General features: G+C 68.5%; 21 protein-coding genes. 10 read left to right on the top strand and 11 right to left on the bottom strand.

What is annotated here, in order from left to right; all coding sequences use genetic code 11:
* Positions 1–4 precede the first annotated feature (4 nt).
* Together ACIBQX_RS40825 and ACIBQX_RS40820 are read right to left on the bottom strand one after the other, a co-directional pair.
* Positions 5–388, bottom strand: coding sequence for a hypothetical protein (locus ACIBQX_RS40825; RefSeq protein ID WP_397014315.1), 384 nt, complete (start codon positions 386–388; stop codon positions 5–7).
* Positions 389–438: 50 nt separating this feature from the next.
* Positions 439–639 (bottom strand): hypothetical protein, encoded by a 201-nt coding sequence (locus ACIBQX_RS40820; protein WP_397014313.1) that lies wholly within the window; start codon positions 637–639, stop codon positions 439–441.
* 385 nt (positions 640–1,024) lie between these two features.
* Between ACIBQX_RS40820 and ACIBQX_RS40815 the strand changes: the two genes are divergently transcribed.
* Complete coding sequence (locus ACIBQX_RS40815; protein ID WP_397014311.1) at positions 1,025–1,444, top strand: hypothetical protein; 420 nt, start codon at positions 1,025–1,027, stop codon at positions 1,442–1,444.
* Here the strand turns inward: ACIBQX_RS40815 and ACIBQX_RS40810 are convergent.
* The 6 genes from ACIBQX_RS40810 to ACIBQX_RS40785 all read right to left on the bottom strand — a co-directional run bounded on the left by ACIBQX_RS40810 (position 1,438) and on the right by ACIBQX_RS40785 (position 8,011).
* On the bottom strand, positions 1,438–2,271 hold the full coding sequence (locus ACIBQX_RS40810; protein ID WP_397014309.1) for an acyl-CoA dehydrogenase family protein: 834 nt from the start codon (positions 2,269–2,271) through the stop codon (positions 1,438–1,440). The two genes, ACIBQX_RS40815 and ACIBQX_RS40810, sit on opposite strands and share 7 nt — an antisense overlap.
* Positions 2,272–2,372: 101 nt before the next feature.
* The gene (locus ACIBQX_RS40805; RefSeq protein WP_397014307.1) at positions 2,373–4,559 is read right to left on the bottom strand and encodes a xanthine dehydrogenase family protein molybdopterin-binding subunit; all 2,187 of its coding nucleotides are present in this window, start codon (positions 4,557–4,559) and stop codon (positions 2,373–2,375) included.
* Positions 4,556–5,536, bottom strand: coding sequence for an FAD binding domain-containing protein (locus ACIBQX_RS40800; RefSeq protein WP_397014305.1), 981 nt, complete (start codon positions 5,534–5,536; stop codon positions 4,556–4,558). Before ACIBQX_RS40800 ends, ACIBQX_RS40805 begins: the two co-directional genes overlap by 4 nt.
* A 1-nt stretch (position 5,537) precedes the next feature.
* The gene (locus ACIBQX_RS40795) at positions 5,538–6,047 is read right to left on the bottom strand and encodes a (2Fe-2S)-binding protein (RefSeq protein WP_397014677.1); all 510 of its coding nucleotides are present in this window, start codon (positions 6,045–6,047) and stop codon (positions 5,538–5,540) included.
* 83 nt (positions 6,048–6,130) lie between these two features.
* Positions 6,131–7,216, bottom strand: coding sequence for a PQQ-dependent sugar dehydrogenase (locus ACIBQX_RS40790; RefSeq protein WP_397014303.1), 1,086 nt, complete (start codon positions 7,214–7,216; stop codon positions 6,131–6,133).
* Between the two features lie 102 nt (positions 7,217–7,318).
* Positions 7,319–8,011, bottom strand: coding sequence for a TetR/AcrR family transcriptional regulator (locus tag ACIBQX_RS40785; protein ID WP_397014301.1), 693 nt, complete (start codon positions 8,009–8,011; stop codon positions 7,319–7,321).
* Between the two features lie 364 nt (positions 8,012–8,375).
* Between ACIBQX_RS40785 and ACIBQX_RS40780 the strand changes: the two genes are divergently transcribed.
* From ACIBQX_RS40780 to ACIBQX_RS40755, 6 genes are all read left to right on the top strand, one after another.
* The gene (locus tag ACIBQX_RS40780; protein WP_397014299.1) at positions 8,376–10,742 is read left to right on the top strand and encodes an ABC transporter substrate-binding protein; all 2,367 of its coding nucleotides are present in this window, start codon (positions 8,376–8,378) and stop codon (positions 10,740–10,742) included.
* Between the two features lie 30 nt (positions 10,743–10,772).
* A complete protein-coding gene (locus ACIBQX_RS40775) occupies positions 10,773–11,309 on the top strand; it encodes a hypothetical protein (protein ID WP_397014297.1) in 537 nt (178 codons plus the stop codon).
* Between the two features lie 154 nt (positions 11,310–11,463).
* Entirely contained in the window at positions 11,464–12,399 is a 936-nt protein-coding gene (locus tag ACIBQX_RS40770) for an ABC transporter ATP-binding protein (RefSeq protein WP_397014295.1), read from the top strand.
* Between the two features lie 17 nt (positions 12,400–12,416).
* Positions 12,417–12,941, top strand: coding sequence for an ABC transporter permease (locus tag ACIBQX_RS40765; RefSeq protein WP_397014293.1), 525 nt, complete (start codon positions 12,417–12,419; stop codon positions 12,939–12,941).
* A complete protein-coding gene (locus ACIBQX_RS40760; protein WP_397014291.1) occupies positions 12,938–14,146 on the top strand; it encodes a sensor histidine kinase in 1,209 nt (402 codons plus the stop codon). The genes ACIBQX_RS40765 and ACIBQX_RS40760 overlap by 4 nt, the downstream gene beginning before the upstream one ends.
* The gene (locus ACIBQX_RS40755) at positions 14,143–14,763 is read left to right on the top strand and encodes a response regulator (protein ID WP_397014290.1); all 621 of its coding nucleotides are present in this window, start codon (positions 14,143–14,145) and stop codon (positions 14,761–14,763) included. Before ACIBQX_RS40760 ends, ACIBQX_RS40755 begins: the two co-directional genes overlap by 4 nt.
* 49 nt (positions 14,764–14,812) lie before the next feature.
* Here the strand turns inward: ACIBQX_RS40755 and ACIBQX_RS40750 are convergent, their stop codons facing one another.
* Positions 14,813–15,484, bottom strand: a complete 672-nt coding sequence (locus ACIBQX_RS40750) for a M15 family metallopeptidase (RefSeq protein ID WP_397014289.1) — start codon at positions 15,482–15,484, stop codon at positions 14,813–14,815.
* 245 nt (positions 15,485–15,729) lie between these two features.
* Here ACIBQX_RS40750 and ACIBQX_RS40745 point away from each other — a divergent pair, with 245 nt between their 5' ends.
* The 3 genes from ACIBQX_RS40745 to ACIBQX_RS40735 all read left to right on the top strand — a co-directional run bounded on the left by ACIBQX_RS40745 (position 15,730) and on the right by ACIBQX_RS40735 (position 21,608).
* Positions 15,730–18,795 (top strand): BTAD domain-containing putative transcriptional regulator, encoded by a 3,066-nt coding sequence (locus ACIBQX_RS40745; RefSeq protein WP_397014288.1) that lies wholly within the window; start codon positions 15,730–15,732, stop codon positions 18,793–18,795.
* A gap of 106 nt (positions 18,796–18,901) precedes the next feature.
* A complete protein-coding gene (locus ACIBQX_RS40740) occupies positions 18,902–20,299 on the top strand; it encodes a hypothetical protein (protein ID WP_397014286.1) in 1,398 nt (465 codons plus the stop codon).
* 22 nt (positions 20,300–20,321) lie between these two features.
* Positions 20,322–21,608, top strand: a complete 1,287-nt coding sequence (locus tag ACIBQX_RS40735) for a CHAP domain-containing protein (protein WP_397014284.1) — start codon at positions 20,322–20,324, stop codon at positions 21,606–21,608.
* A gap of 141 nt (positions 21,609–21,749) precedes the next feature.
* On the opposite strand, the gene ACIBQX_RS40730 is transcribed toward ACIBQX_RS40735, so the two are convergent.
* Both ACIBQX_RS40730 and ACIBQX_RS40725 read right to left on the bottom strand, forming a co-directional pair.
* On the bottom strand, positions 21,750–22,058 hold the full coding sequence (locus tag ACIBQX_RS40730; protein ID WP_397014282.1) for a hypothetical protein: 309 nt from the start codon (positions 22,056–22,058) through the stop codon (positions 21,750–21,752).
* A 73-nt stretch (positions 22,059–22,131) separates the two neighbouring features.
* A complete protein-coding gene (locus ACIBQX_RS40725; protein WP_397014280.1) occupies positions 22,132–23,151 on the bottom strand; it encodes a helix-turn-helix domain-containing protein in 1,020 nt (339 codons plus the stop codon).
* Between the last annotated feature and the right edge of the window lie 53 nt (positions 23,152–23,204).

Here is a 23,204-nt window from a genome sequence, read left to right as displayed (position 1 = left end):
ACCCTCAGGAGCTTTTGCCGACCTGAAGCCCGCGTCCGAAGGTCCGCTCAACGGCGATGCGGGTGAGCCAACCGAGACCAGCGGTGAACAGCGGCGGCCAGATGATCGGCCCGAAGCTGTAGCCGACCAGTATCGCGAGCGGAATCCACACCCGGTGTACGGCTTGATAGGGCACTCCGGGCGGACGAACCCCGGCGAGTCGCGCCAAGTCGGGCAGCGCGAAGAACGCCAGCGCGGCGGCCGTGGTCGGCAGGCCGTACTTGGCGCTCTCGAAAACCGCGAACGCGGCCAAGAACAGGGCGAAGACTCCCCAGCAGATCCGGCGCAGCAGCCCACCGGCCACCGGATCGGGCTGCGCCACATCATCCCGCGTCTGTCCCGTTGTCATACGTACAGCGTACGTCGAAGGTATTCCGCGAGGGTACTGAGAGTCATGGTCTACGTAGGCGGCTGGAGTTCGTCCGTGATGTGGAGTTGCTCCGCGTCCTGGTAGGCCCTGATGACGGCGGCGATCATGGCCAGCAGGGAGAGGATGGGCACCACGGGCCAGACGATGCCGCCCGGCAGGAAGAAGACGAAACCCATCTGGGCGGCGGCCACGAAGACCCACACGCCGGGCTCTCCGGGCACCCTCACCATTGCATCTCCCAGATGTACCAAGGGCCTTCGATGTGCGTGTAGTCCGTGTGGCTTTCCTGAGCCGGTGGGGCCTTCGGGCTCCAGCCGAAGCCGTACTGGTTCAGGAAGCCGGTGCCACACCAGGAAGTGCGCCCCGTCCGCTGTCCGGCTGATCGAGGTCAGTGGGTGGAGGCCCACCCACTGGTCGGGGTGGTCGGTCGATTCGGGACTCGACGCGACCGTCCGGGCGAAGCTCTCCACGGGTGGCGTTTTCGGGCACGCCAGAGGGTATCGCGCCGCTGTGGCGCCGATCACATGCTGTGTGTGGATTCCTCCACAGTTGATCGCTGGGGTTCTCCGTAACGTTCGTGCTGTCGGAAAGCACCAACTGGGGGAGGAACCCGAAATGCGTAAGACCCTCGCGATCGCCGCTCTGGCCGGTTCGATGGCCGTCACCGGTCTCGCCGTCGCTCCCGCCGCTCAGGCGGCCACGCAGGCCAGCACGACCGCAAGCACCGCAAGCACCGCCACCGTCGTCAAGTGGGGGAAGTTCTTCTCCGGCGACCATAAGGCGTACACCTTCGGCAAGACGTGGGGGAGCCACGGCAAGGTGTTCACGAAGTGGTACGGGGTGGACAAGTTCGGTGGCAAGAAGGGCTGGGTGTGGTTCGAGGTCTACAAGAACGGCTCCTGGCACAAGTTCAACCACGCCTGGGACGGCAAGAAGGTCGGCTCCTGGAGCGGTCACGGGATCGGCAAGGTCTACACCTACACCTGCTGGGCCGGCAAGTTCGACAACTGCGGCAAGAAGTACCGCATCTACTGACGGACCGGGTCCTCCAGGGTGAAGACGGCCCAGGCCTGGCCGGGAGCCAGACCCGCCAGCTCACGGCCGCACTCCTGCAGCGCCTGCGGCCCGGAGGTGATGTGCGCGGAGCCGGTGTGGACGTCCCGGAAGAGCCGCTGGATCAGCCCGTCGCGCACCGCCGAGGTGCCGCCCGCCGTGTGCGCGAACCTGGCCACCTCGACGGCCGTCGACGTGGCGTGGTTGAGCGCCAGCCGCACCATCGTCTCCTGCCGTACGTTCAGCCGGCCGCCCGCGTCCAGGGTGGCCTCCACGTCGTCCCACGTCTCCCGTACCAGCGCCCTGGCGGCGCGGAGCTGGGCCTCGGCGCGAGCGAAGTCGGTGTGAAAGGCGGCGCTGCCGGCGATCTGGCCGGGCCGCCCGGCCTTGGTCTGGGCGTAGCCGGCGAGCTCGTCCAGGAGCCGGCGGCCGACGCCGAGCGCCCACGCGGAGTGGCAGATCAGCGCCTGGTCGAGCAGGCCGAGCCGGTAGATCGCGCCGCCGCGCAGCGGCTCGTCGCACGCGAACAGGTGGGTCTGCGACTCGGGGACGAACGCGCCGTCGATGGCGTAGTCGATGCTGCCGGTCGCGCGCAGGCCCAGGACGTCCCAGTTGCCGAGCATCTTGACGTCGTCGATCGGGGTGATGCAGATCCGGAGCTCGTCGGTGCCCTCCACGGCGGCCAGGCTGTGCACGTAGCCCGCGAGCGGCATGCCGGACGCGAAGCTCCACTGGCCGCTGAGGCGGAAGCCGCCGGCCTCGCGGACGGCGGTGCCCGGCTGGGTGCCCTGGCCCGCGAAGAGCGGCATGCGCGGGCCGGCGAAGATCCGTAATCGGGGGTTGCTCCTGTCCGTGATCTTCGGTGCGCGTGCCCCTTCTGTCAGATCTACAGCATGTTGTCCAGAGGTGGTCAGGACAGCGCGGCGATGATTTTGTCCTGAGTGATCGGCAGGTCCCGGATGCGGTGGCCGATCGCGTGGTACACCGCGTTGCCGATGGCCGCGGTCACCCCGGTCGCGGGCGTCTCACCGAAGCCCCGCGCGCCGAGCGCCGGACTGGACGGGTCGGGCTTGTCGATGAAGCTGACGTCGATGTCCGGCACGTCGGCGTTGACCGGGACGAGGTAGCCGGACAGGTTCGGGGTGACGATGCGCCCCAGGTTCGGGTCGACCAGGGTGTGCTCGCTGAGCGTGATCCCGATCGCCCAGATGGCGCCGCCGATCGCCTGGCTGCGGGTGGTGCGATGGTTGAGAACCCGGCCGCAGTCGAACACCCCCACGATGCGGCGTACCCGGACCCGCCCCAGTGCGGGGTCCACGTGCACCTCGACGAAGGTCGCGCCGACCGAGTACCCCAGCGGCGCGAAGACCGCCTCGCTGGTCACCTCGATCGGCCTGCCGTGGCGGCGCATCACCTGCCGGTAACTGACCCGGCGCGACGGCCGCTCGGTGAGGAACAGGTACCCGTCGCCGACACCGACCTGATCGGGAGCGACACCGTGCAGCGGACTGTCCGGATCGGCCACCGCGAGCGCGATCACCTGGGCGCGGGCGGCGGTCGCGGCCCGGACGACCCCGCCGCCGACGCTCGGCACGGTCGCCGACGCCGCCGACGCGAACGCCGCCGGGTAGGCCGAGTCGCCCAGGTCGAAGCGGACCTCGCGCAGCCGCATGCCGAGCACCTCGGCGCCGAGCTGGCGCATCACCGTGTACGTGCCGGTCCCGAGCTCCTGCGTGCCCGACCGGATCTGCGCGGTGCCGTTGACGCCGATCGTCACGGTGGCCGACGAGCCCGGCCGGCCGCCGGCGGTGTGCGCGGCGGTGGCCATGCCCCAGCCGATCAGCCCGTCGCGGTCGCGCATGGAACCCGGCCGGGGGTCACGCCGCGACCAGCCGAAGCGCTCCGCGCCCCGCTCGTAGCATTCGCGCAGGTGGTTGCTGCCGTGGGCGACCTTGCTGTCCTGGTTGATCGCCGACCAGTTGCGCACCCTGAGCTCGATCGGATCCAGGTCGAGCGCGTAGCTCAGCTCGTCCAGCGTCGACTCCAGGGCGTGGCTGGTCGCGGTCTCCGGCGACCGGGCGAAGCTGCCCATCGGCAGGTCGAGCCGTACGGCCTGCTGGGTTGAGCGCACGTTCGGGCAGGCGTACAGGATCCGGGTCGGCTCCGAGCTGTTGAGCAGCGCGTCCTCGGTGCGCGACACCTGCTGTGTGACCGTGTGCTGGATCGCGGTGAGCCGCCCGTCGCGGGCGGCGCCCACGCGGAGCACCTGATGCGTCTCGGCGCGGTGCCCATTGGAGGTGTACGCGTGCGCCCGCGTCAGCACCAGCTTGACCGGCCGCCCGACCTGGCGCGCGACCGCCGCCGTGAGCACGGTGTGCGGCCATACCGGGCCTTTCGCCCCAAAACCGCCGCCGAGGTACGGCGAGAGGACGCGTACGTTCGTGTCGGGGAGGTCGAAAGCCTGCATGAGCGCTTTCTGGGTGTTGGAGATGCTCTGTGTGGACTCGTGCACGGTCAGCCGGTCGCCGTCCCAGGCCGCGACCGTGACGGACGGTTCGAGGGCGTTGTGGTGCTGCATCGGAGTCGTGTACGTGGCCTCGGTCACGGTGTGCGCGGCGGCCAGACCGGCGGCGACGTCACCGCGTACATAGTCGTTGTGGCCGTCGTTGGTGTCCGGCGGCACGTACGCCTCGCCCATGTTCTCGGCGAGCACCACCCGGGGCGGCTCATCCTGGTAGGTGACGCCGACCAGGCCGGACGCCTGCTGGGCCTGCTCCAGGGTCTCCGCCACGACGATCGCGACGGGCTGGCCCGCGTGCCGGATCTGGTCGTCCTGTACGGGCAGGAACCGCTTCAGGAACGCGACGGCCGGGCTGGGGAGGGCGAGGCGGTCCAGGTTCTGGTGGGTGAAGACGCCCAGCACCCCTGGCGCGGCGGTCGCTCTGGCGGTGTCGATGGCGGTGATCCGGCCCCGCGCGACAGCGCTCACGACCAGAACCGCGTGGGTCACCCCGCGCACCTCGGCGTCGGCGGCGTATCGAGCCTCGCCGGTGACCTTGGCGGCGCCGTCCACGCGGCTGACCGGTCGGCCGATCATCGGTTCCTCCTGAACTGGTCAAGAATGTCGGACAGGGCCCGCTGAACCAGGGGGACCTTGAAGGCGTTGTGCTCGCGCGGCTGGGCGTCGACGACCAGGGCCTCGCCGACGGCCTTGATCGTGGCGGCGTTCAGCGGGCGGCCGACCAGCGCCTGCTCGGCCTCGGCCGAGCGCCAGGGGCGAGGGGCGATGCCGCCGAAGGCCAGGCGGGCCTCGCGGACCTCGTCGCCGCGCAGCCGGATCAGGGCGGCGACGGAGACGACGGCGAACTCGAACGTGGCCCGGTCGCGCACCTTGAGGTAACGCGAGCCGGCGGCCAGGTCGGTGACGGGTACGTCGATGCCCGTGATCAGCTCGCCCTGGCGCAGCGCGGTCTCCAGATGGGGGGTGTCTCCCGGGGACAGGTAGAACTCGGCCATGGGGATGTCGCGCGGGCCTTCGGCGCTGAGCGTGCGCACGGTGGCGTCCAGGGCGGTCAGGGCGACGGCCAGGTCGGAGGGGTGCACGGCGATGCACTGGGCGCTGCCGCCGACGATGGCGTGCCAGCGGTTCTGGCCTGCCAGGGCCGGGCAGCCACTGCCGGGCTCGCGCTTGTTGCACGGCATGGTGGGGTCCCGGAAGTACCAGCATCGTGTTCGTTGCAGCAGGTTGCCGCCGAGCGTGGCCATGTTGCGCACCTGCGGTGAGGCGCCGGCGAGCAGCGCCTGCGACAGGACCGGCAGCCTGCGGCGTACGGCCTGGTGCAGGGCGACGTCGCTCATCCGGCTCATCGCCCCGAGCTCGATCCTGCTGTTGGTCTCGCGGACGCCGGCCAGGGGCAGCGCGTTGATGTCGATCAGGTGGTCGTGCCGTTGCACGCCGTCCTTCATCAGGTTGAGCAGGTCGGTGCCCCCGGCGATGTAACGCGCTCCGGGGTCCGCGGCGAGGCGGACCGCGCGCTCGGACCGGTCGGCGCGAGTGTAGGCGAACGCGTCCATATCAGGTCATCTCCTTGGCTGCTTGGCGGACGGAGGCGACGATGTTCGGGTAGCAGCTGCACCGGCAGATGTTGCCGCTCATCCATTCGCGGATCTCGTCGTCGGACCCGGCGTGCCCCTCGTTGACGCAGGCGACGGCCGACATGATCTGGCCGGGGGTGCAGAAGCCGCACTGGAACCCGTCGTTCCTGATGAAGGCCGCCTGCATCGGATGCAGCGCGTCGCCACGGGCCAGGCCCTCCACGGTGGTGATCTCGCGGCCCTGCTGCATGACGGCCAGGGTCAGGCACGACTTGATCCGCCGCCCGTCCACCAGGACCGTGCAGGCGCCGCATTCGCCGCGGTCGCAGCCCTTCTTGGTGCCGGTCAGGCCGATCCGCTCGCGCAGCGCGTCGAGCAGGGTGACGCGGGGTTCGAGCTCCAGCTTGTGTGCCGTGCCGTTGACCTTCAGGGATACCGGCGCCGTGTCCGTGACGCTGGTGACGGGCTCGGCCTCTGCCGCGCCCGGCAAGGCCGGTGCCGCCGCGACGGCGGCGACGGCCGCGCCCACCTTGATCACGGTACGCCGGGTGGGGTCGGAGTTCTCCACGATGTTCACCTCACGGGAAGGGGTTCGATGCGCAGGATGCGGTCGTCACCCTCGCGGGAGGGGGTGCCGCCGAGCGTCGCCTGATCGGTGTTGGACGTGGTCACCCAGAGCGCCCCGTCGGGCGCGACCTCCACGGTGCGCAGGCGTCCGTACTGCTCGGTGAGGAACGCGACGGGCTCTCCGGTACGTTCTCCGCCCTCGACCGGCAGCCGCCACAGCCGCTGCCCGCGCAGCCCGGCCATCCACAGCGCGCCGTCGGCGTAGGCGATGCCGGACGGTGACGCCTCGGCCGGCGGCAGCCAGAACAGCGGCCGGGTGCCCCCTTCGCCGTCCGGGCCCTCGGCCTCCGGCCAGCCGTAGTCCTCGCCGACGCGGATGACGTTGACCTCGTCCCAGTCGTTGAGGCCCAGCTCGGAGGCGTACATCGTGCCGTCGGGGCCCACGGTCAGGCCCTGGACGTTGCGGTGGCCGTAGGAGTAGACCGGGGTGTCGAAGGGGTTGTCCTCGGGGATCGACCCGTCCGGCCTGATCCGCAGCACCTTGCCGTTGAGGTTGTCGCGCCTGGGCGCGACCGGTGGGTCGAAGGCGTCGCCGGTCGCGATCCACAGGTTCCCGTCAGGGCCGAAGCGCAGGCGACCGCCGTGGTGCCGGTTCGCCGTGCCGATGCCGTCCAGCACGATCCGCTCCTGGCGCAGCGATCCCAGGTCCTCGGCGACGCGCAGGGCCACGACCCGGTTCGTCGGCGACGACGACACGTACGCGTAGACGGTGCGATCGTCGGCGAAGCGGGGTGAGGCGGCGAGCCCGAGCAGCCCGCCCTCGGCGCTCTGGGCGACCTCGGGCACCTCGCCGACCAGCACCGGGGTGCCGCCCTCGGCGGGGATGCGATGAATCCGGCCGGAGGCGCGACCGGAGACCAGCGCCGAACCGTCAGGCAGGAACGCCAGCCCCCACGGCATGTCCAGCCCGGACGCCAGCTCGGTGATCCGCCCGAGCACCGGCTGTGCGGGGGCGCTGGACGCCGTGGCCGAGCAGCCGGTGATGAGGGTCAACGTGGCGAGGGCGGCCACGGTATGCGCTTTCAGGCTCATGGTTCCACCTCTTCGGTGGTAGCAGTGACAACACCATGACAGTAACGGCGTCATGGTGGCGTTGGCAACACCTAGTTGTTGTCATTGCTAAAGCAGGGGGCGTCACCCCTCGGATGCGGCGATGCGGTCCATCCACTCGGTCAGCAGGGCGCGCTCGGCGGGGGAGAGCATGGTCAGCTTGGGGGCGATCGCGCGCAGGGCCACTGCGATGCCGGTCGGGCCGTCCTCAGCGGTGGGGGACTCGCCGGTGGTGATCGTGGCGATGATCGCCTCGCGCGCCATGACGGACAGCGCCGGGTCGCGCCGCTCCTCCGGCAGCGAGATCAGGGTGAACGTCATGCCGCTGCCCGTGGCGTGGACCAGATGCGCCGCGCGCTCCTCGCTGACCCGCAACCGGCCCGCCTCGGCGATGCGCCGGATCCTCGCCGCCAGCACGGCGGCGGCCTTCCGGGCGGCCGGCGATTCGGTGCCCGGCCGCGCCTCGCCGAAGACCAGCGAGTAGCAGGCCGGGTTGGCGACGCCGAAGCTGACGTGCAGGTCCCAGCCGTGCCGCAGGTCCTCGACCGGGTCGTCGGTCTCGGCCAGGGCCGTCTTGCCGGCCAGGTAGCTCTCGAACTCATGGCTGGCCACCGCGTCGAGCAGTCCGTGCTTGTCGCCGAAGAGCCGATAGAGCGTCGGCGACTGCACCCCCGCCGCGGCGCACACCGCCCGGGTCGACACCGCGTCGCGTCCGCCCTTGGTGAGCAGGTCGGAGGCCGCCTTGATGATCCGCTCACGCGTGAGATCTCGCTCCATGGTAGCAACGATAACGCGATTGGAACATCACTGTCATCGCCACGCGGCCGAGGGGTCTTCACGGTGAATCCATTATTGGGCGCGACAAGGCGTTTTATAATTCCCAGCCAGAGTGCACAGGGCGATATCAACCCGATGAAGATCCATATCGCCCGAGACCCAGGGAGAAGCGATGAGTTCCCAATTCCGGACTCTTGCTCCTAAAATGCTTAGAAGGCCACATTTCTGGCAGCGGGAGAAATTTCCGCCTATTGTGGTTCTTGGTGGTAGGGATGCCGCCGGCGAGGCGCAGGCCCTGAGCGAGTTATTCGACACGCGTGTCCCGCATGCCGACATCAAGAAAGACCCCGGGGACCTCCATGAATTGATCGACCTGGTGGCGGGCGCATCCGGCGACCTGGGGCGAAGAGTCCCCGGGTCCCGTCTTCCCGCGCCACGCTTCCCCCTCACGCAGATCGTGCTGTGGGCCATCCAGAAAGGGAATGCGGGCGCCGCCAGAGACGGTTCTGTCCGGGAACGGGATGACGCCTTCGACGAGCAGCTGAAAAGCTGGCTCAAGAAACGGACGCCATGGCACTCCTGGCAGGCGCGACTCGAATACAAGATGCGCTTCGTCGTCGCCTCCGCCATCGGCACCGCCTTCATGACGGCGGTCCTGACCGCGCTCGCCGACACGGCAGGACTTCCGATGCTGGGGGTGCTCGTCGGGAGCGTCGTCATCGCCTACATGTCGGCCACCATCCTGTCCCGCTGGTGGTCGAGCGGAACCTTCAAATACAGCTGGTTCCGCAAGCAGCCTTATATCCGGCGCGGACCCCGGGATCATCTCGCCGGTTACATGCGGAAGATCAGCGAGCAGGTCAACACGAAGCCTGACCTGACCAACCGGCTGCTCGTGCACGCCTTTCTCCAGGACCTGCGCATCGCCTATCGCCGCAGGCCGTTCTGGCCCGGCTGGGCGCGGAGCTCGTACAGCGTGCTCATCCTCCATGACGTGCGGCCCGGCACCGCAGGCTGGGAACTGATCACGGCCATGCACGACATCGTCGTGCGGACCGGCGAGAAGGCCCCGCTGCTGGTCGTGGCCGCCGCCCCCGAACTGTCGGCCGAACTCGACGCTCACGCGCACTCTCCGGTACGGTTCGCCGCCGGCGGGGAGAGCCTGGAGGACGTCTACGGCAGGTGGCGGGACCAGGCCGGGCACACCCCCTTCTGCCCGTACTTCTCCGTCAGGGACGACGGGCCCGCCGATCAGCCCCGGCCGAAGCCGCTGGTGACGTCCCGGCGGCCCGCCCTCGCGCATTGGGTGGTCACGGGGCTGGTGGCCCTGGCGCCCTTCGCGGTGCCGGGCTGGGCCGCCTTCAGCGCCTGCGAAACGCCGCTGGTCAGCACGGACGACCAGTGCATCGGGCTGACCGATTCCTCCGACGACTTCGACCCGGCGCTGCGACCCATCCTGGAGCGGATCGTCGAGCTCAATCAGGAGATCAGGCCCGGCGACAAGGTCTTCCGCATCGTCTACTTCGGCGCGCTCACCGTCAAAGGAGGCCCCGACCACGGCAGGCAGCTCGTGGGCGCCGCCGCGGAGCTCGTCGGCGTCCTCGCCCGGCAGAGCGCCCACAACGAGCAGAACCATGCGTGGAAGATGTACGTCGAGTTCGCCAATTCGGGGCAGGACCACGCGCACGCGGAGATCGCGGCCGGCCATATCGTGCGCCGGGCGGAGCGGGATGACTCCATCGCCGCCGTGGTCGGACTCGGCTGGAGCCGGGTGGAGGTGCAGCGAGCGATCGAGCTGATGGGTGCGGCGCAGATCCCTATGATCAGCTCGACGGCCACCGCGGACAGGGTGGCGATGCTCGGCGAAAGCCGATCCCCCTACTTCTTCCGCCTGCCGCCCAGCAACGCCGTCCAGGCCATGGTCACCGCGCACTGGCTCAGGCTGGGCCTACCGGGCCACGCCGGCACCGAACTGCCCCCTGACCCGCCGGTGGCGGTGATCTGGCAGAAGGACGCCAAGGAGCTGTACAGCAATGACCTGGCCGACCGCTTCAGCAGTGTCTATACGGGCCGTTACAAGATGTACGACTTCCATGACGGGCAGAGCCTCCAGGTCGCGGTGCGGAAAGCCTGTGAAGGAGACGAGAAGGTTCTGTACTTCACCGGACGCGCGGCCGACTTTCTGACTCTCAATGATTCCTGGAGCAGCCACTGCGTGAAGAACGACGTGGTCCTTCTCACGGGCGACGACGTCACCAACATACTGTCCGAGAAAATCCAGCGAGCCAGGGAGAACGGGTCGGAGCACGGCCTCAACGTGCGTTTCGTGGCCCTCATGGATCTCCGGCAGAGCAGCAGCACGTCCGCGAGGCGGACCCCTCATGGGCAGACCTTCGAGAAGGAGTACAGAAGCAAGGTGGGCGGGTCCATACCGCTCGCGCTGGACCGCGCGCGACTCGCCTATGACATGACGCTGGCCGTGACCGAGGCTTTCGCGAAATTCCAGGCGCAGGGGGGCGGCAGCGTTCTGCGGTCAGGCGTTCACTACAACCTGCGCGGCCTCGACATCGAAGGCGCGACCGGGACGATCGCCTTCTCCGAGGACGCCGTCGACCACGACGCGTTGCGGCGCCCGCTGTGGCTGATGTCGGTGACGCCGGGGAAGGACGGCATCACCCCGCACCTGAGGTGTGTGCCGGATCAGGACTACCCCGACTGCACGGCCCCCTGACCGGCACGTACTTATGGTGAAATATGCCGAATGGAACGGGCGAGGCAGTTGGTGGGCGAGATGCTGATCTACTGCTTCCTGCTGGTCCTGCTCACCGGCGGCTTCCTGGCCTTCCACTACACGCCCAGCGGCGAGCTGGTGCCCTACACCGGTACCTACGAGCCGCTCCGCGGCACCATGATGACCAAGGCCTACGACTCCCTTCTGACGATGAGCTTCGACGCGCCCCATGGCCTGCTCTTCCGGCAACTGCACGCCCAGCTCTCCTCCCTGCTCGTGCTGGGAACCGTCGTCTGGGCCCTGCTCGGCCGGTTCCGGTACGCGTTCGCGCTGCTCGGCCTGGGCCTGAGCCTGCTCGGCAGCCTCACCGGCCACGGCTCGGCCGACAACTTCCCGGACACGGTCCCGATCCCCGTCTGGTACGGCCTGCACCTGCTGGGCGCGCTGGCCATGCTGACCGCACTGGTGATCTCCGCACGCCGCGAGGCCGCCCGCGACCCCAGGACACCGGCCTTCATGGCCTTGAGCCTCGGCCTCACCCTGCTGCTGATCTTCTGGCCCTTCTGAGAAGGTGCTCAGCGACAGAGCGACGATGGCGCGCCGGTGGCCACCGCGCTGCGCGAGGTGCTGTAGATCCACCGAACGGTGGAGGCGCGAATCAACCCAAGCTCAGACGCTACGGTCGATGTGGCGGGGTGCGGTGCGCCCGTAACTTCGCAGCATGTCCGCATTGGAAGTACGAAATCTGCACAAGCGCTACGGGCAGCACGTTGCCGTCGACGACGTCTCTTTCACCGTCGAAGAGGGGGAGATCTTCGGCATCATCGGGCCCAACGGCGCCGGCAAGACGACAACCGTCGAGAGCATCGCCGGCCTGAGAACGCCCGACGCGGGCTCGATCTCGGTGCTGGGACTCGACCCGATCAAGGACCGGGCGGAGGTGCGTGAGCGACTCGGTGTGCAACTGCAGGAGAGCAGCTTCCCAGACGCGATCAAGGTCGCCGAAGCCCTCGAGCTCTACAGCTCCTTCTACCGGAACCCCGCCGACTGGCGCGAGCTCATGGAGCTCCTTGGTCTCACCGAGAAGCGCAACACGCAGTACAAGGCTCTCTCAGGCGGGCAGAAGCAGCGGCTTTCGATCGCGCTCGCTCTGGTCGGCAATCCGAAGGTCGCGATTCTCGACGAGCTCACGACGGGACTGGACCCGCAGGCGAGGCGCGACACCTGGAGCCTCATTGAGCGGGTTCGTGACACGGGCGTCACGATTCTTCTTGTCACGCACTTCATGGATGAAGCGGAGCGCCTCAGCGACCGGATCGCCGTCATCGATGGTGGCCGCGTTGCAGCAGTGGATACGCCCGCAGGGCTGATCGCGCAGTCGAGCGCGGTGCAGCAGGTCCGGTTCCGCGTGAGTCAACCGCTGGACAAGAGTGTCCTGACCGAGCTTCCCGACGTGACCAATGTCGAGATCACCGAGGGCCGCTGGCTGGTCACCGGCAGCGGACGGCTCCTGAGCAGCGTCGCAGGGGCTCTCGCCAGGGCGCAGGTCGTGGCGGAGGATCTCCGCGTCGACCAGCGCAACCTCGACGACGCGTTCGTGGCCTTTACGGGACGCGCCCCGGAGACCCCAGAACTCTCCGCGAGAAGGGTTGACTGATGCGTGCTCTCCTGAAGATGGTCAAGATCGAGACGAGACTCTTCCTTCGAGACTCTGCCACCGTCATGTTCGGTGTGCTGTTCCCGGTGGGACTCCTGCTCGGGCTGGGTGCCATCCCGGCGCTCAGAGAGTCGTCGCCGGAAACCGGCGGGCTCCGGTCCATCGACATCTGGGCGCCGACCGCACTGGTGTTCGGGATGGTGATGATCGCCGTGCAGCACGTCCCGGCGGTGATCGCGACGTATCGGGAGCGCGGCATCCTGCGCAGGCTGTCGACCACTCCTGCGCATCCACGGAGTGTCCTGCTCGCGCAGATGATCGTCGCGTTCGCCTCCGTGGTCGTCTCCGCGACACTCATGATCTTCCTCGCGTGGGCGGTGCTGGATATCGCGCCGCCCGAGCGGCCCCTGGAGTTCGTCGTCGCCTTGGTCGTCGGCTATGCGACACTGCTCGGGCTCGGCATGATCTCCGCGGCCGTGGCCCGCACGAGCAGTAGGAAGGCTCCGCCGAAGAACATCAGCGCAACGAACTGCTGCAGTTGATCACACCGTGGCTGCTGCTGACGATCTCGACGGCGATCTATTTCTCGTGGGTGCTTCCGGCCTCCGGTGAAGTCTTCTGGCCCGGGGGCGCATCCGTCCTCGGGCTGGTCGCGGTCTCGGTGCTGTGGGTGCTGTTCGGTCACACGCTGCCCATCAAGAGGAGGACGCTCCGGCCCGTGCCGGCGGGCATCTTCTTCGTCGGGCTGCTGGCGCTGTGCGTCACCCTCATGACGTACTCCGATATCTTCCTCGTCTTCACCATTGCGGGCTTCTTCCACGCGTACTTGCTCAGGCCGTGGCCGTTGGGGGTGCTTGGAGTCCTGGCCACCTCCGTGACCCTCAACGGCTCGGCGATGCGCGTGTGGGCTAACCCGACCCCAGACATGCTCGCGGAGTTCATCCTGATCGTCACCGTGCAGACCGCGGCGATCGGGGTGGGCATCCTGCTGACGGCGCGCAGTGAACCAGAGGAACGCAAGCGGGAGGAACTCGTCGAGCGACTCGAGGCGGCACTGCACGAGAACGCCGGGCTCCATGCGCAACTGGTCGCCCAGGCCCGCGAATCCGGGGCGCAGGATGAGCGGCAGCGATTGGCCGGCGAAATCCACGACACGCTGGCCCAGGGTCTCGCCGGCATCATCACGCAGCTCCAGGCGGCGGAGCGTTCCGCGAGTGTGCGGGGCGAGCCGGAAGAGCACGTCGCGCGTGCGCTTCGGCTCGCGCGCAGCAGCCTGACCGAGGCCAGACGGTCCGTGCGGGCGCTCGCTCCCCAGGAACTCGGGCGAGCGCACCTCCCCGACGCGCTGCGCACGTTGACCGAGCGATGGTCGGAGGACCAGGGGATCAGTGCGCAGGTGGAGGTCACCGGCACCCGAGAGCCACTGAGCCCGGCGATCGAGGTGTCGCTCTTCCGGGTCGCGCAGGAGTCGCTGACCAACGTGGCGAAGCACGCGGAGGCCTCGCGCGTCGGTGTCACGCTGTCGTACACGGGCACCGAGGTGCTGTTGGACGTGCGGGATGATGGACGCGGGTTCGCGGAAGGGGTCGGCACCGGCTTCGGCCTGACGAGCATGCGCCAGCGCATCAGAGGGGTCGGCGGTCACATAGAGGTGCAGAGCGCACCGGATGAAGGGACATCCGTCAGTGCGCGCGTTCCGGCGATCGCCCCCGGGGGCGCGAGAGCAAAGGGGGAGACCAACCGATGATTCGACTGGTGATTGTCGACGACCATCCGATCGTGAGGGGCGGTCTTCGTGACACCTTTGCGGACGCCGAGGACATCGTTGTGGTCGGTGAGGCCGGGGACGGCGCCGAGGGCATCGAACGTGCGAAGCTGCTGGCCGCGGATGTCGTGCTCATGGACCTTCGGATGCCCGGGATGGACGGCGTCGCCGCGACCGCGGCGCTGCGCGAGTGGGCCCCGGGTGCCCGAGTGCTGATCCTGACCACCTTCGACAGCGAGAGCGACGTACTGCCGGCGATCGAGGCGGGTGCGATCGGATATCTCCTGAAGGATGCTCTGCCCGACGAACTGATGCGAGCCGTCCGTGCAGCAGCGCGTGGCGAGTCGGTGCTCGCGCCGTCGGTGACGCAGCACCTGATGGGGCAGGTTCGCAGGCCCCGCGCCGGCACACTGACCGATCGAGAGAAGGAGGTACTGCAATTGGTCGCGAACGGCAGCTCGAATCGAGAGGCCGCTACAGCGTTGTTCATCGGCGAAGCGAGCATCAAGACCCATCTGCAACACATCTACGACAAACTCGGCGTTCGTGATCGAGCCTCGGCGGTGGCCGAGGGCTACCGCCGTCGCCTGCTCACGTGACGCCCCCGCTGACGGCGGCCGACCCGGCCAGGATCCTGGCCGGGTGACGTCACGGATCGAGGTCACCGCCCATCTCGACCAGCGGGCCATAGTGAGCGTGTGTCGCGCCGACGGTGAACGCCCAGTATCTGTCTCCGGTTGACCAGTGCCACCACTCGGTGGGGTAATTGACGAACCCGGCTCCGGCCAGCACACCGCGTAGTATCGCCCGGTTGGCGGCTGCCTCGGCTGAGATGTTCTCCGCGTCGGTATAGCAGGCGTCCTGGCTCTCCTCCGGCGAGTCATTGACCTCCGTGCCCATCCAGCACAGCCGGCCGTCCGGACCGCGTAGCGTCAGATCGACCGCGCCTCCCGTCGTATGGGGAGCCACCGCCGGCGGCGATATGTAGCGGCTCGCCTGACGGTGTGCCTCCGCCGCCGACCAATCCGGGTGCCGCTCGCGCAGGAAGGCGACCCGGTCCGCGAAGTACCTCTCCTGCAGCGCCGGCGGCCGATATCCCTCCACCACAACGAGTCGGTACCCGCCGGGCAAGGAGGCTTGAGCGAGCCGCAACCGCTGCAGCGCGCCGAGCCGCACCCGGGCATACGCTCCGTCGAGGTCGGCCTGTCGACCGTCCATCTCGATCTCGCCGACCTCTCGCAGGTCTACCAGCGGCTCATCGCATTCATGCACGCGCACCGAGGAAATCCGCTCATCAGCGAGCAGCACAAGGTCAGCCACCAGATCCTCCAACCAGCTCAATTCGGACTAGTCATAACCTGACCTGGGGTCCTGGAGAATCGCTCTAGTTTCCCTGCAGCGGCGCCGCCCTCGCCCAGCGCGACGAAGTCGGCCGGGCTCCTTGACACTCTGGTGAAACCCATGACCGAATTCAACCGTTATGCCGCCTAAATCGGTATTTTGGAGGCGTTGATATACGAGCATCATCAAGCCACACTGCTACCTATGCGGATATCCTGATAGGAATGCGGAGGAATTGGGTGGAGTTCCGCCTGCTGGGCTCGCCCGAAGTGTGGCTCGATGGCCGGCAACTCGAATTGACCGCCGGCAAGCCGACAGCCCTTCTCGCGGCCGGGTTGCTGCACGCCAACCGGGTCGTGTCGATATCGAGTCTGGTCGACGCGGTGTGGGGCGATGCCCCACCGGCGACCGCGGCGGCTCTCGTACAGACATATGTGTCGAACCTCCGCAGAGTGCTCCACGTCGGCGACCGCGAGACCATCGTCACCCGCGCACCCGGCTACCTGTTCGAGGTTGATCACGAGCACATCGACATCAACCGGTTCGAGGCGCTGGCGGCCAAGGGCAGGGCGGCCGCCGCCGCCGGGCGCCACCACGAGGCGGCGCAACTGCTGAGGGACGCGCTGGCGATCTGGCGGGGACCAGCGCTGAACGGCCTGCTGACGCCCGTGCTGAGACAGGCCGCCGACGGCCTGGAGGAGCTGCGGCTCTACGTTCTCGAGGAACGCATCAGCGCGGAGTTACGGCTCGGCCGGTCAGGACCGCTGGCGGCCGAACTGGCCACGCTCGTCAAGAGATACCCCTTGCGGGAGGGCTTGCGCGCCCAGCAGATGCTGGCCCTGTTCCGGCTTGGCCGGCAGGCCGACGCGCTGGAGGCCTATCGCGAGGCGCGCGAGGTGCTCCAGGCCGAGCTGGGCATCGACCCCGGCCAGGAGCTGCGCCGGATGCATCAGGCCATCCTGACCGCCGACCCCGCCCTGGAAGCCCCGTTGGCTGAGGACCTGGCCATCACCCGTCCCGAGCCGTCGGCCGGGCTCGCCGCCGTGTCGGTGGAAAGCCCGCAGCTCGACCGAGCGACGACGACCAGTGTGCCGCTGCAGGTGCCCCAGGTGCCACGCCAGTTGCCTCCGGCGGGCGGCGACCTGGTGGGGCGCGACGACGAGCTGACGGAGTTGCGAACCATCCTGCTGAGCGCGATGACGGCCGAGCGGCAGGTCTGCTGCGCGATCTCCGGGAAGGCCGGCAGCGGCAAGACCGCCCTGGCGATCGCGGCCGCGCACGCGGTTCGCGACGTCTTCGTGGACGGTCAGTTGTACGCGGCCTTCCGCGGCACCGGGCCCGAGGAGACCAAGGAGATCCTCGGCGCGTTCCTGCGTGCGCTGGGCGAACCGGCATCCCGGCTGCCCGACCCTGTCGAGGAGCTCAGCGGCCTGTTCCGCAGCCGGATCGCGGGACGGCGCATCCTGATCGTGCTCGACAACGCCGGGCCGGAGGACCAGATCCGGCCGCTGTTACCGGCGCACGGCGGCAGCGCCACGCTGCTGACCAGCCGCGCGGCGCTGGCGGGCCTGGACCTCGACGGCAGCCTCGGCCTGGACGTGCTGGAGCCCGACGACGCGCTACGGCTGCTGGCGCAGCTCGTCGGGGCGGCACGGGTGGCCGCCGAGCCCGAGGCCGCCGCGGAGATCGCGCGGCTGTCCGGCGGGCTGCCCCTGGCGGTCCGCACGGTCGGCGCCCGGCTGGCGGTGCGGCAGCGGTGGCCGCTGAGCGTGCTGGCGGCCCGGCTGCGTGACGAGCATCGCCGCCTGGATGAGCTGGTGGCCGGTGATCTGGAGGTCCGGGCCAGCCTGCACCTGAGCTATGCCAGCCTGCCCGATCCGCTTCGACTGGCATTCCGCCGGCTCGGCGTGGTCGCCGTCGGAGAGTTCCCGCCCTGGCTGCTCGCCCCGCTGCTCGACCACCCCGAGGCCAGGGCCGAGCACATCGTCGAGCGGCTGGCCGACGCGCAGCTCGTGGACGCGATCGGGGTAGACCTCGGCGGGCAGGTGCGCTATGGCATGCACGATCTCATCCGGCTCTTCGCCAGGGAACGCGCCGACGCGGAGGAAGGACCGGCGGACCAGTGCCAGGCGATCGAGCGGCTGGCGCGATACCTGCTGAACCTCCTCACCGATCTGGGCACCCGCGCCCCGGGCGACGCCGCCGGATCGCCGGCCGACGTGCAGACCTGGCTGGAGCAGGAACGGTGGCTGCTCGTCCAGACCGTGGAGCTGGCCAGTCGATTCGGTCTGCATCGGCTCGCGTGCCGGCTGAGCATGCTGCTGCTGTCGTCGTTCCGGCTGCGCAACGCCTTCGACGCGTGGTGGCGTACCCATGACGCCGCCCTTGAGGCGGCGCGGTCGGCGGGCGACCGGGCGAGCGAGGCGAGCCTGCTTCGCGGGCTCGGCCTGCTCCGTTACGAACAGGACCGTCTCGACGACGCCGCCGTGTTCTACGGTCAGGCGCTGGCGATGTTCCGCGAACAGGGCGACCTGCGGGGACAGGCTGACTGTCTGATCGGGATCGCCACCGCCCACCGTGAGCGGGGCCGATTCCGGGACGCGCTCGAGCTCTTCGAACAGGCCGGCCACCTCTGCGCCGAGCTGGACGACCAGGCCGGCCTGGCCGAGTGCTCGTACGGCATCGGGTACGTGAACCGCGAGGTGGGCGACTTCGCTCGCGCGGACGCGGCGCTGGACCAGGCGCTGGCGGCCTATCGCCGGATCGGCGACCGCCGCGGCGAGGGTCTCACCCTGCGCTCGATGGCGATGGTGCACCGGGCGCGAGGCGACCTCGGACCGGCCGAGCGTCTCGCCCTGGAGGCGATCGCCGTGCTGCGGGAGGGCAATGATCAACTGCTCACCGCGTACGGCCTGCAGTGTCTGGCGAAGGTCCAGATCCGGCAGGGCGAGTACGCACTCGCGGCCGAGACCCTGCGGCAGGCGCTCGCGGTGTGCGTGGCTCTCGGCGACCGCTTCGGCACGGCGTTGACCACCCGCACCATCGGCGAGCTGCACCTGGCCGCAGGGGAGCTGGACCAGGCCGCGACCCACCTCGACGCCGCGCGCGAGCAGTGGGCCGCGATGGGCCTGGATCTGTTCTGCGCCCGCACCGACCGGGACCGGGCCGAGGTCTGCCGCCGACACGGCGACCTCGACACGGCTGCCGAGCTCCACGCGTCGGCGGTCGCGACCTTCCGGCGATACGGCAGCCGCGAACAGCTGGAACTGGCCACGCAGCCTGGCGCGTGAAAGCTGCCCGTTCACGCGCGGACCGGCGTGTGAAGCAGCACGTCTACAGCCGGACTACCCACCCCTACAGTCGCGGTGCAGCGAAGCTGAAGAGGCCGGATGAACCGTGGTCGGCATGGCGCGACAGGCGCCGGTCCAGACCACGGAGGAACTCATGGGCACGTGCACGTGGAATTTCCAACCGACGCTTCGCAAGGCCGTCATCGTCTTCACCGCCGCCGCCACTGCCGCGCTCATGTCGGCGGGGGTCGCGACAGCGGATCCGAAGGAACCGACGGACCCGGCGGATTTATCGCCTCAGGCTGTCGCCGCACTCGCCGCGCTGCCGTGTGTGTCCGGGGGCCCGACGGCCGCCGACGGCGCCATGGCCGCCGCGCTCAATCCGCTCCTGACCAAGAAGATGCGCGGCCACATGACCGCGTACAACACCTCCTGCGCGCGGGCCGTGGTGCAGGAGGTCCGCAACCGGGGCTTCAACCAGCGGGCCGCCGCGATCGCCATCGCCACGGTGATCGTCGAGACCAGCATCGCCAATCTCGATGGTGGTGACCGTGACTCGGTCGGTCTGTACCAGCAACGCGAAATATGGGGCAGCTACGCCGCACGGACCAACCCCGCGACCGCGACCACCACGTTCCTCAACGAGATGCAGCGCCTCTACCCCAACGGGTCCTGGAACACCGCCCCGATCGGCACGGTCGCGGCGGACGTGCAGCGGCCCGCGGCGGAGTACCGGGACCGCTACGCCGAGCAGGCCAGTGACGCGGTCATCATCGCCAACCGGATGTGGTCCAGGGCCGGCGTGGACACGGCCGGGGTCTATCGGCCGGAGAACGGGACGTTCTATTTGCGGGACAACAACTGGGCGGGTCCGGCGGATATCACGGTGCAGTTCGGCAGTCTCGGGGACAAGCCGCTGGTGGGTGACTGGGACGGTAATGGGACGACGACGATCGGTGTTTATCGTCCGGAGACTCGGTTCTTCTACATGCGGAACTCGAATACGCGGGGTGATGCGGAGATCGGGTTCGTGTTCGGTAATCCGGGTGATGTGCCGATCGCGGGTGACTGGGACGGGGACGGTGTTGACACGGTCGGGGTGTATCGGCCGAGTAATTCGACGTTCTATCTGCGTAACAGCAACTGGGCGGGTCCGGCTGACCGGGTGGTGCATTTCGGTAACAACGACGAGGACCTGCCGGTGGTGGGTGACTGGGACGGTGACGGCGACGATTCGGTGAGCGTTTACCGGCCCGGCAACGCCACGTTCTATCTGGTGAACTCGGATGTTTCGACGTCGAATCCCCGCGCGGTGCAGTTCGGCAATTATGGCGATCTGCCGCTGACCGGCAATTGGAACGGTGATCGGTACACCACGATCGGCGTGTACCGGCCGGAGACCAGGTTCTTCCTGCTGCGCAACGACAACACCCCCGGCGATGCCACGATCGGCTTCGCCTTCGGCAACTCCAACGACATCCCCCTCGTCGGCGACTGGCGCTGACGTACCTGAAATGGAGTCCAACATGTTGACGACGTACCGAAGGCCGGCGAGCCGCATCGCCGCCCTCATGCTCAGTGTGGCCGTGGCCCTGGGTGGCACCGCCGCATACGAACTGGCCGTTCCGCAGGCGGCGGCGGCGAACGCCGCACCGAGTCGCGGCGTCATCGCGGCCACCGCGAACGCCGAGGTGGGCACCACCGGCGATGGCAACCAGTGCCAGAAGTACGGCCCGTTATGCGCTGACTGGTGCGCGATGTTCGCCACCTGGGTCTGGGAGCGCGCCGGAGTGGCCGGTGGACCGCGCACCACGTACGTGGCGACCGCGATCGGCTCCTGGGGCGCCGACCGAGGCCTGTTCAAACGCCGCTCCAGCGGCGGCAAGCCACTACCGGGCGACATCGTGGTGTACGGCGAGCCCGGCTCCGGCACCGGCGGCCACGTGTCCATCGTCCACACGGTCCACGGCGACGGCACGATCACCACGATCGACGGCAACTACAACAACCGCGTGGCGAAGCGGTCCATCAACCCCGCCACTGCCCGAGCAGGCGCCCGCGACGTGCTGATCTCCGGCTACGTGTCGCCGCCCGGCGTGCTCTCCGTCACCTCCGCCACCGCGGGCGTGTACCGGCCGGAGAACGGGACGTTCTATCTGCGGGACAACAACTGGGCGGGTCCGGCGGATATCACGGTGCAGTTCGGCAGTCTCGGGGACAAGCCGCTGGTGGGTGACTGGGACGGTAATGGGACGACGACGATCGGTGTTTATCGTCCGGAGACTCGGTTCTTCTACATGCGGAACTCGAATACGCGGGGTGATGCGGAGATCGGGTTCGTGTTCGGTAATCCGGGTGATGTGCCGATCGCGGGTGACTGGGACGGGGACGGTGTTGACACGGTCGGGGTGTATCGGCCGAGTAATTCGACGTTCTATCTGCGTAACAGCAACTGGGCGGGTCCGGCTGACCGGGTGGTGCATTTCGGTAACAACGACGAGGACCTGCCGGTGGTGGGTGACTGGGACGGTGACGGCGACGATTCGGTGAGCGTTTACCGGCCCACCAATGCCACGTTCTATCTGGTGAACTCGGATGTTTCGACGTCGAATCCCCGCGCGGTGCAGTTCGGCAATTATGGCGATCTGCCGCTGACCGGCAATTGGAACGGTGATCGGTACACCACGATCGGCGTGTACCGGCCGGAGACCAGGTTCTTCCTGCTGCGCAACGACAACACCCCCGGCGACGCCGAGATCGGCTTCGCCTTCGGCAACACCGACGACATCCCCCTCGCCGGCAACTGGCGCTGACCGACCGACCAGCGGGCCCGTGACCGTCAGACCATGACGGCCACGGGCCCGCTGTCGCGACCGTGGTGATGCGCTCCCATCGGCCGGCACCTGGCACAGGGTGGTGGCGAAGGCGTCCGGGTCGGCCGCATGCGCGAACTTCTAGTCTCTGCGTTCTCCGTAACCGGACGAGGTCTCTTCACTGGACAGGCACTGGGCTCTGGACGGGCCCTCGCCGACCCGCTCCCAGACGCCGTACCTGGTCGCGTATGTCGAATGGCCGATTCTGTAGCAGCGCACGACGGCGCGGAATGATCCCGTCCCCTTGGTGCAGTTGTACCAGTAGGCGTTGTCTCGATAAAGGTCGCTGCAACCAGAGGGATACGCGTGCGCGGCGGTCGCCGGTAGGAGTATCGCGCCGGCCATCAGCGCGCCGACCCCGGCGACCTTGAGAGCTTTACGAAATCTCATGACTCGACCCTCGCATGGGCCGTCATTTCGCAGTTGCCTGCGAGCGCACGAGCTTTGCCCCTGAGCGCAAGGGTCAGGGCGCCGAACTCCCGTGTTCGCGAACCAGACGCCTGTACATCGCGGGGGAGGCGTCGTAAGCCTGCTGGAAAACGCGGTTGAAATGAGATTGGCTGGCGAATCCCCAATGAGTGGCGATGGTCCCGACAGGAAGGTGAGCCATGAGGGGGTTGGCCAGGTCGCGGCGGCAGCGTTCGAGCCGGCGCTCGCGAATCCATCCTCCGACAGTGAGCTCGGCGTTCTGGAAGAGCTTGTGCAGTTGGCGTACGGATATGTAGTGGCCGGCGGCGATGATCGACGGAGTCAGCTCCGGATCGCCCAGCCGTTCCTCGATGAAGGCCTTGATGCGAAGGATCAGCACATGATGGGGATCGGCTTGGAACGCAGAGGCGTCCTCGTCAAGCCGCTGGCCCAGCAGAGCCGCGACCAGGTCCAGAAGGATGGTGGACAGCCGCGTGAGGTCACAGGCCGACCACTCGGGCTGAGCGATGAGGCGATGGAGCAGTCCGGCGAGTAACGAGCCGACACCGTCGCGTCCCGGTAACGGTACCGCTAGCAGAGGCTCGACCATGGCGACGGGAAGCGGCAGAGCCTGGTGGGGAAACCGGAGAATCATCCCCTCGGCTACCTCGCCGCGACGTCCCTGAGAAGGGGCGGCGTTCGGCCCTTCGCTCACCGTCCAGGCGAGGAAGCTGCGAGCGGTGTCGTAGAGCACCAGATCGCCGGGCTCCAGGCGGGTGTCCCGTTGGTTCTGGCACAGGCCTGATCGGCCTTGGACGGTCACAGCCAATTGATAGAGGTCCGCATCGGAACGCCGGATGTGACTCGCGCCTCTGCGCGCGTCGAAGGATACGCAGCGGACCTGGGAGAGCTGAACCATGCCGAGATCGAGGGTACGCATCTCAGCCCAGAAGTCCCCGGCTCGATCGCTGGTGGCGTCCACCGACACCACCGATTCGGCGACGGCCTGCCACCAGAAGTCGAATCGCTCCCGCGCCGGCACGTCGTCGAGCTGCAGAACTGAGACGGATGGCACGGCTTCTTCCCTCCCCCGGAACGAAGCCTGCGGTGACCGCAGGCGCCAGGCCC

Origin of the sequence: Nonomuraea sp. NPDC049714 (assembly GCF_044465295.1) — a bacterium.
GTDB lineage: Bacteria > Actinomycetota > Actinomycetes > Streptosporangiales > Streptosporangiaceae > Nonomuraea.
The sequence above is the reverse complement of the archived record's forward strand: the minus strand, read 5'-3'. Positions and strand labels throughout refer to the sequence as shown.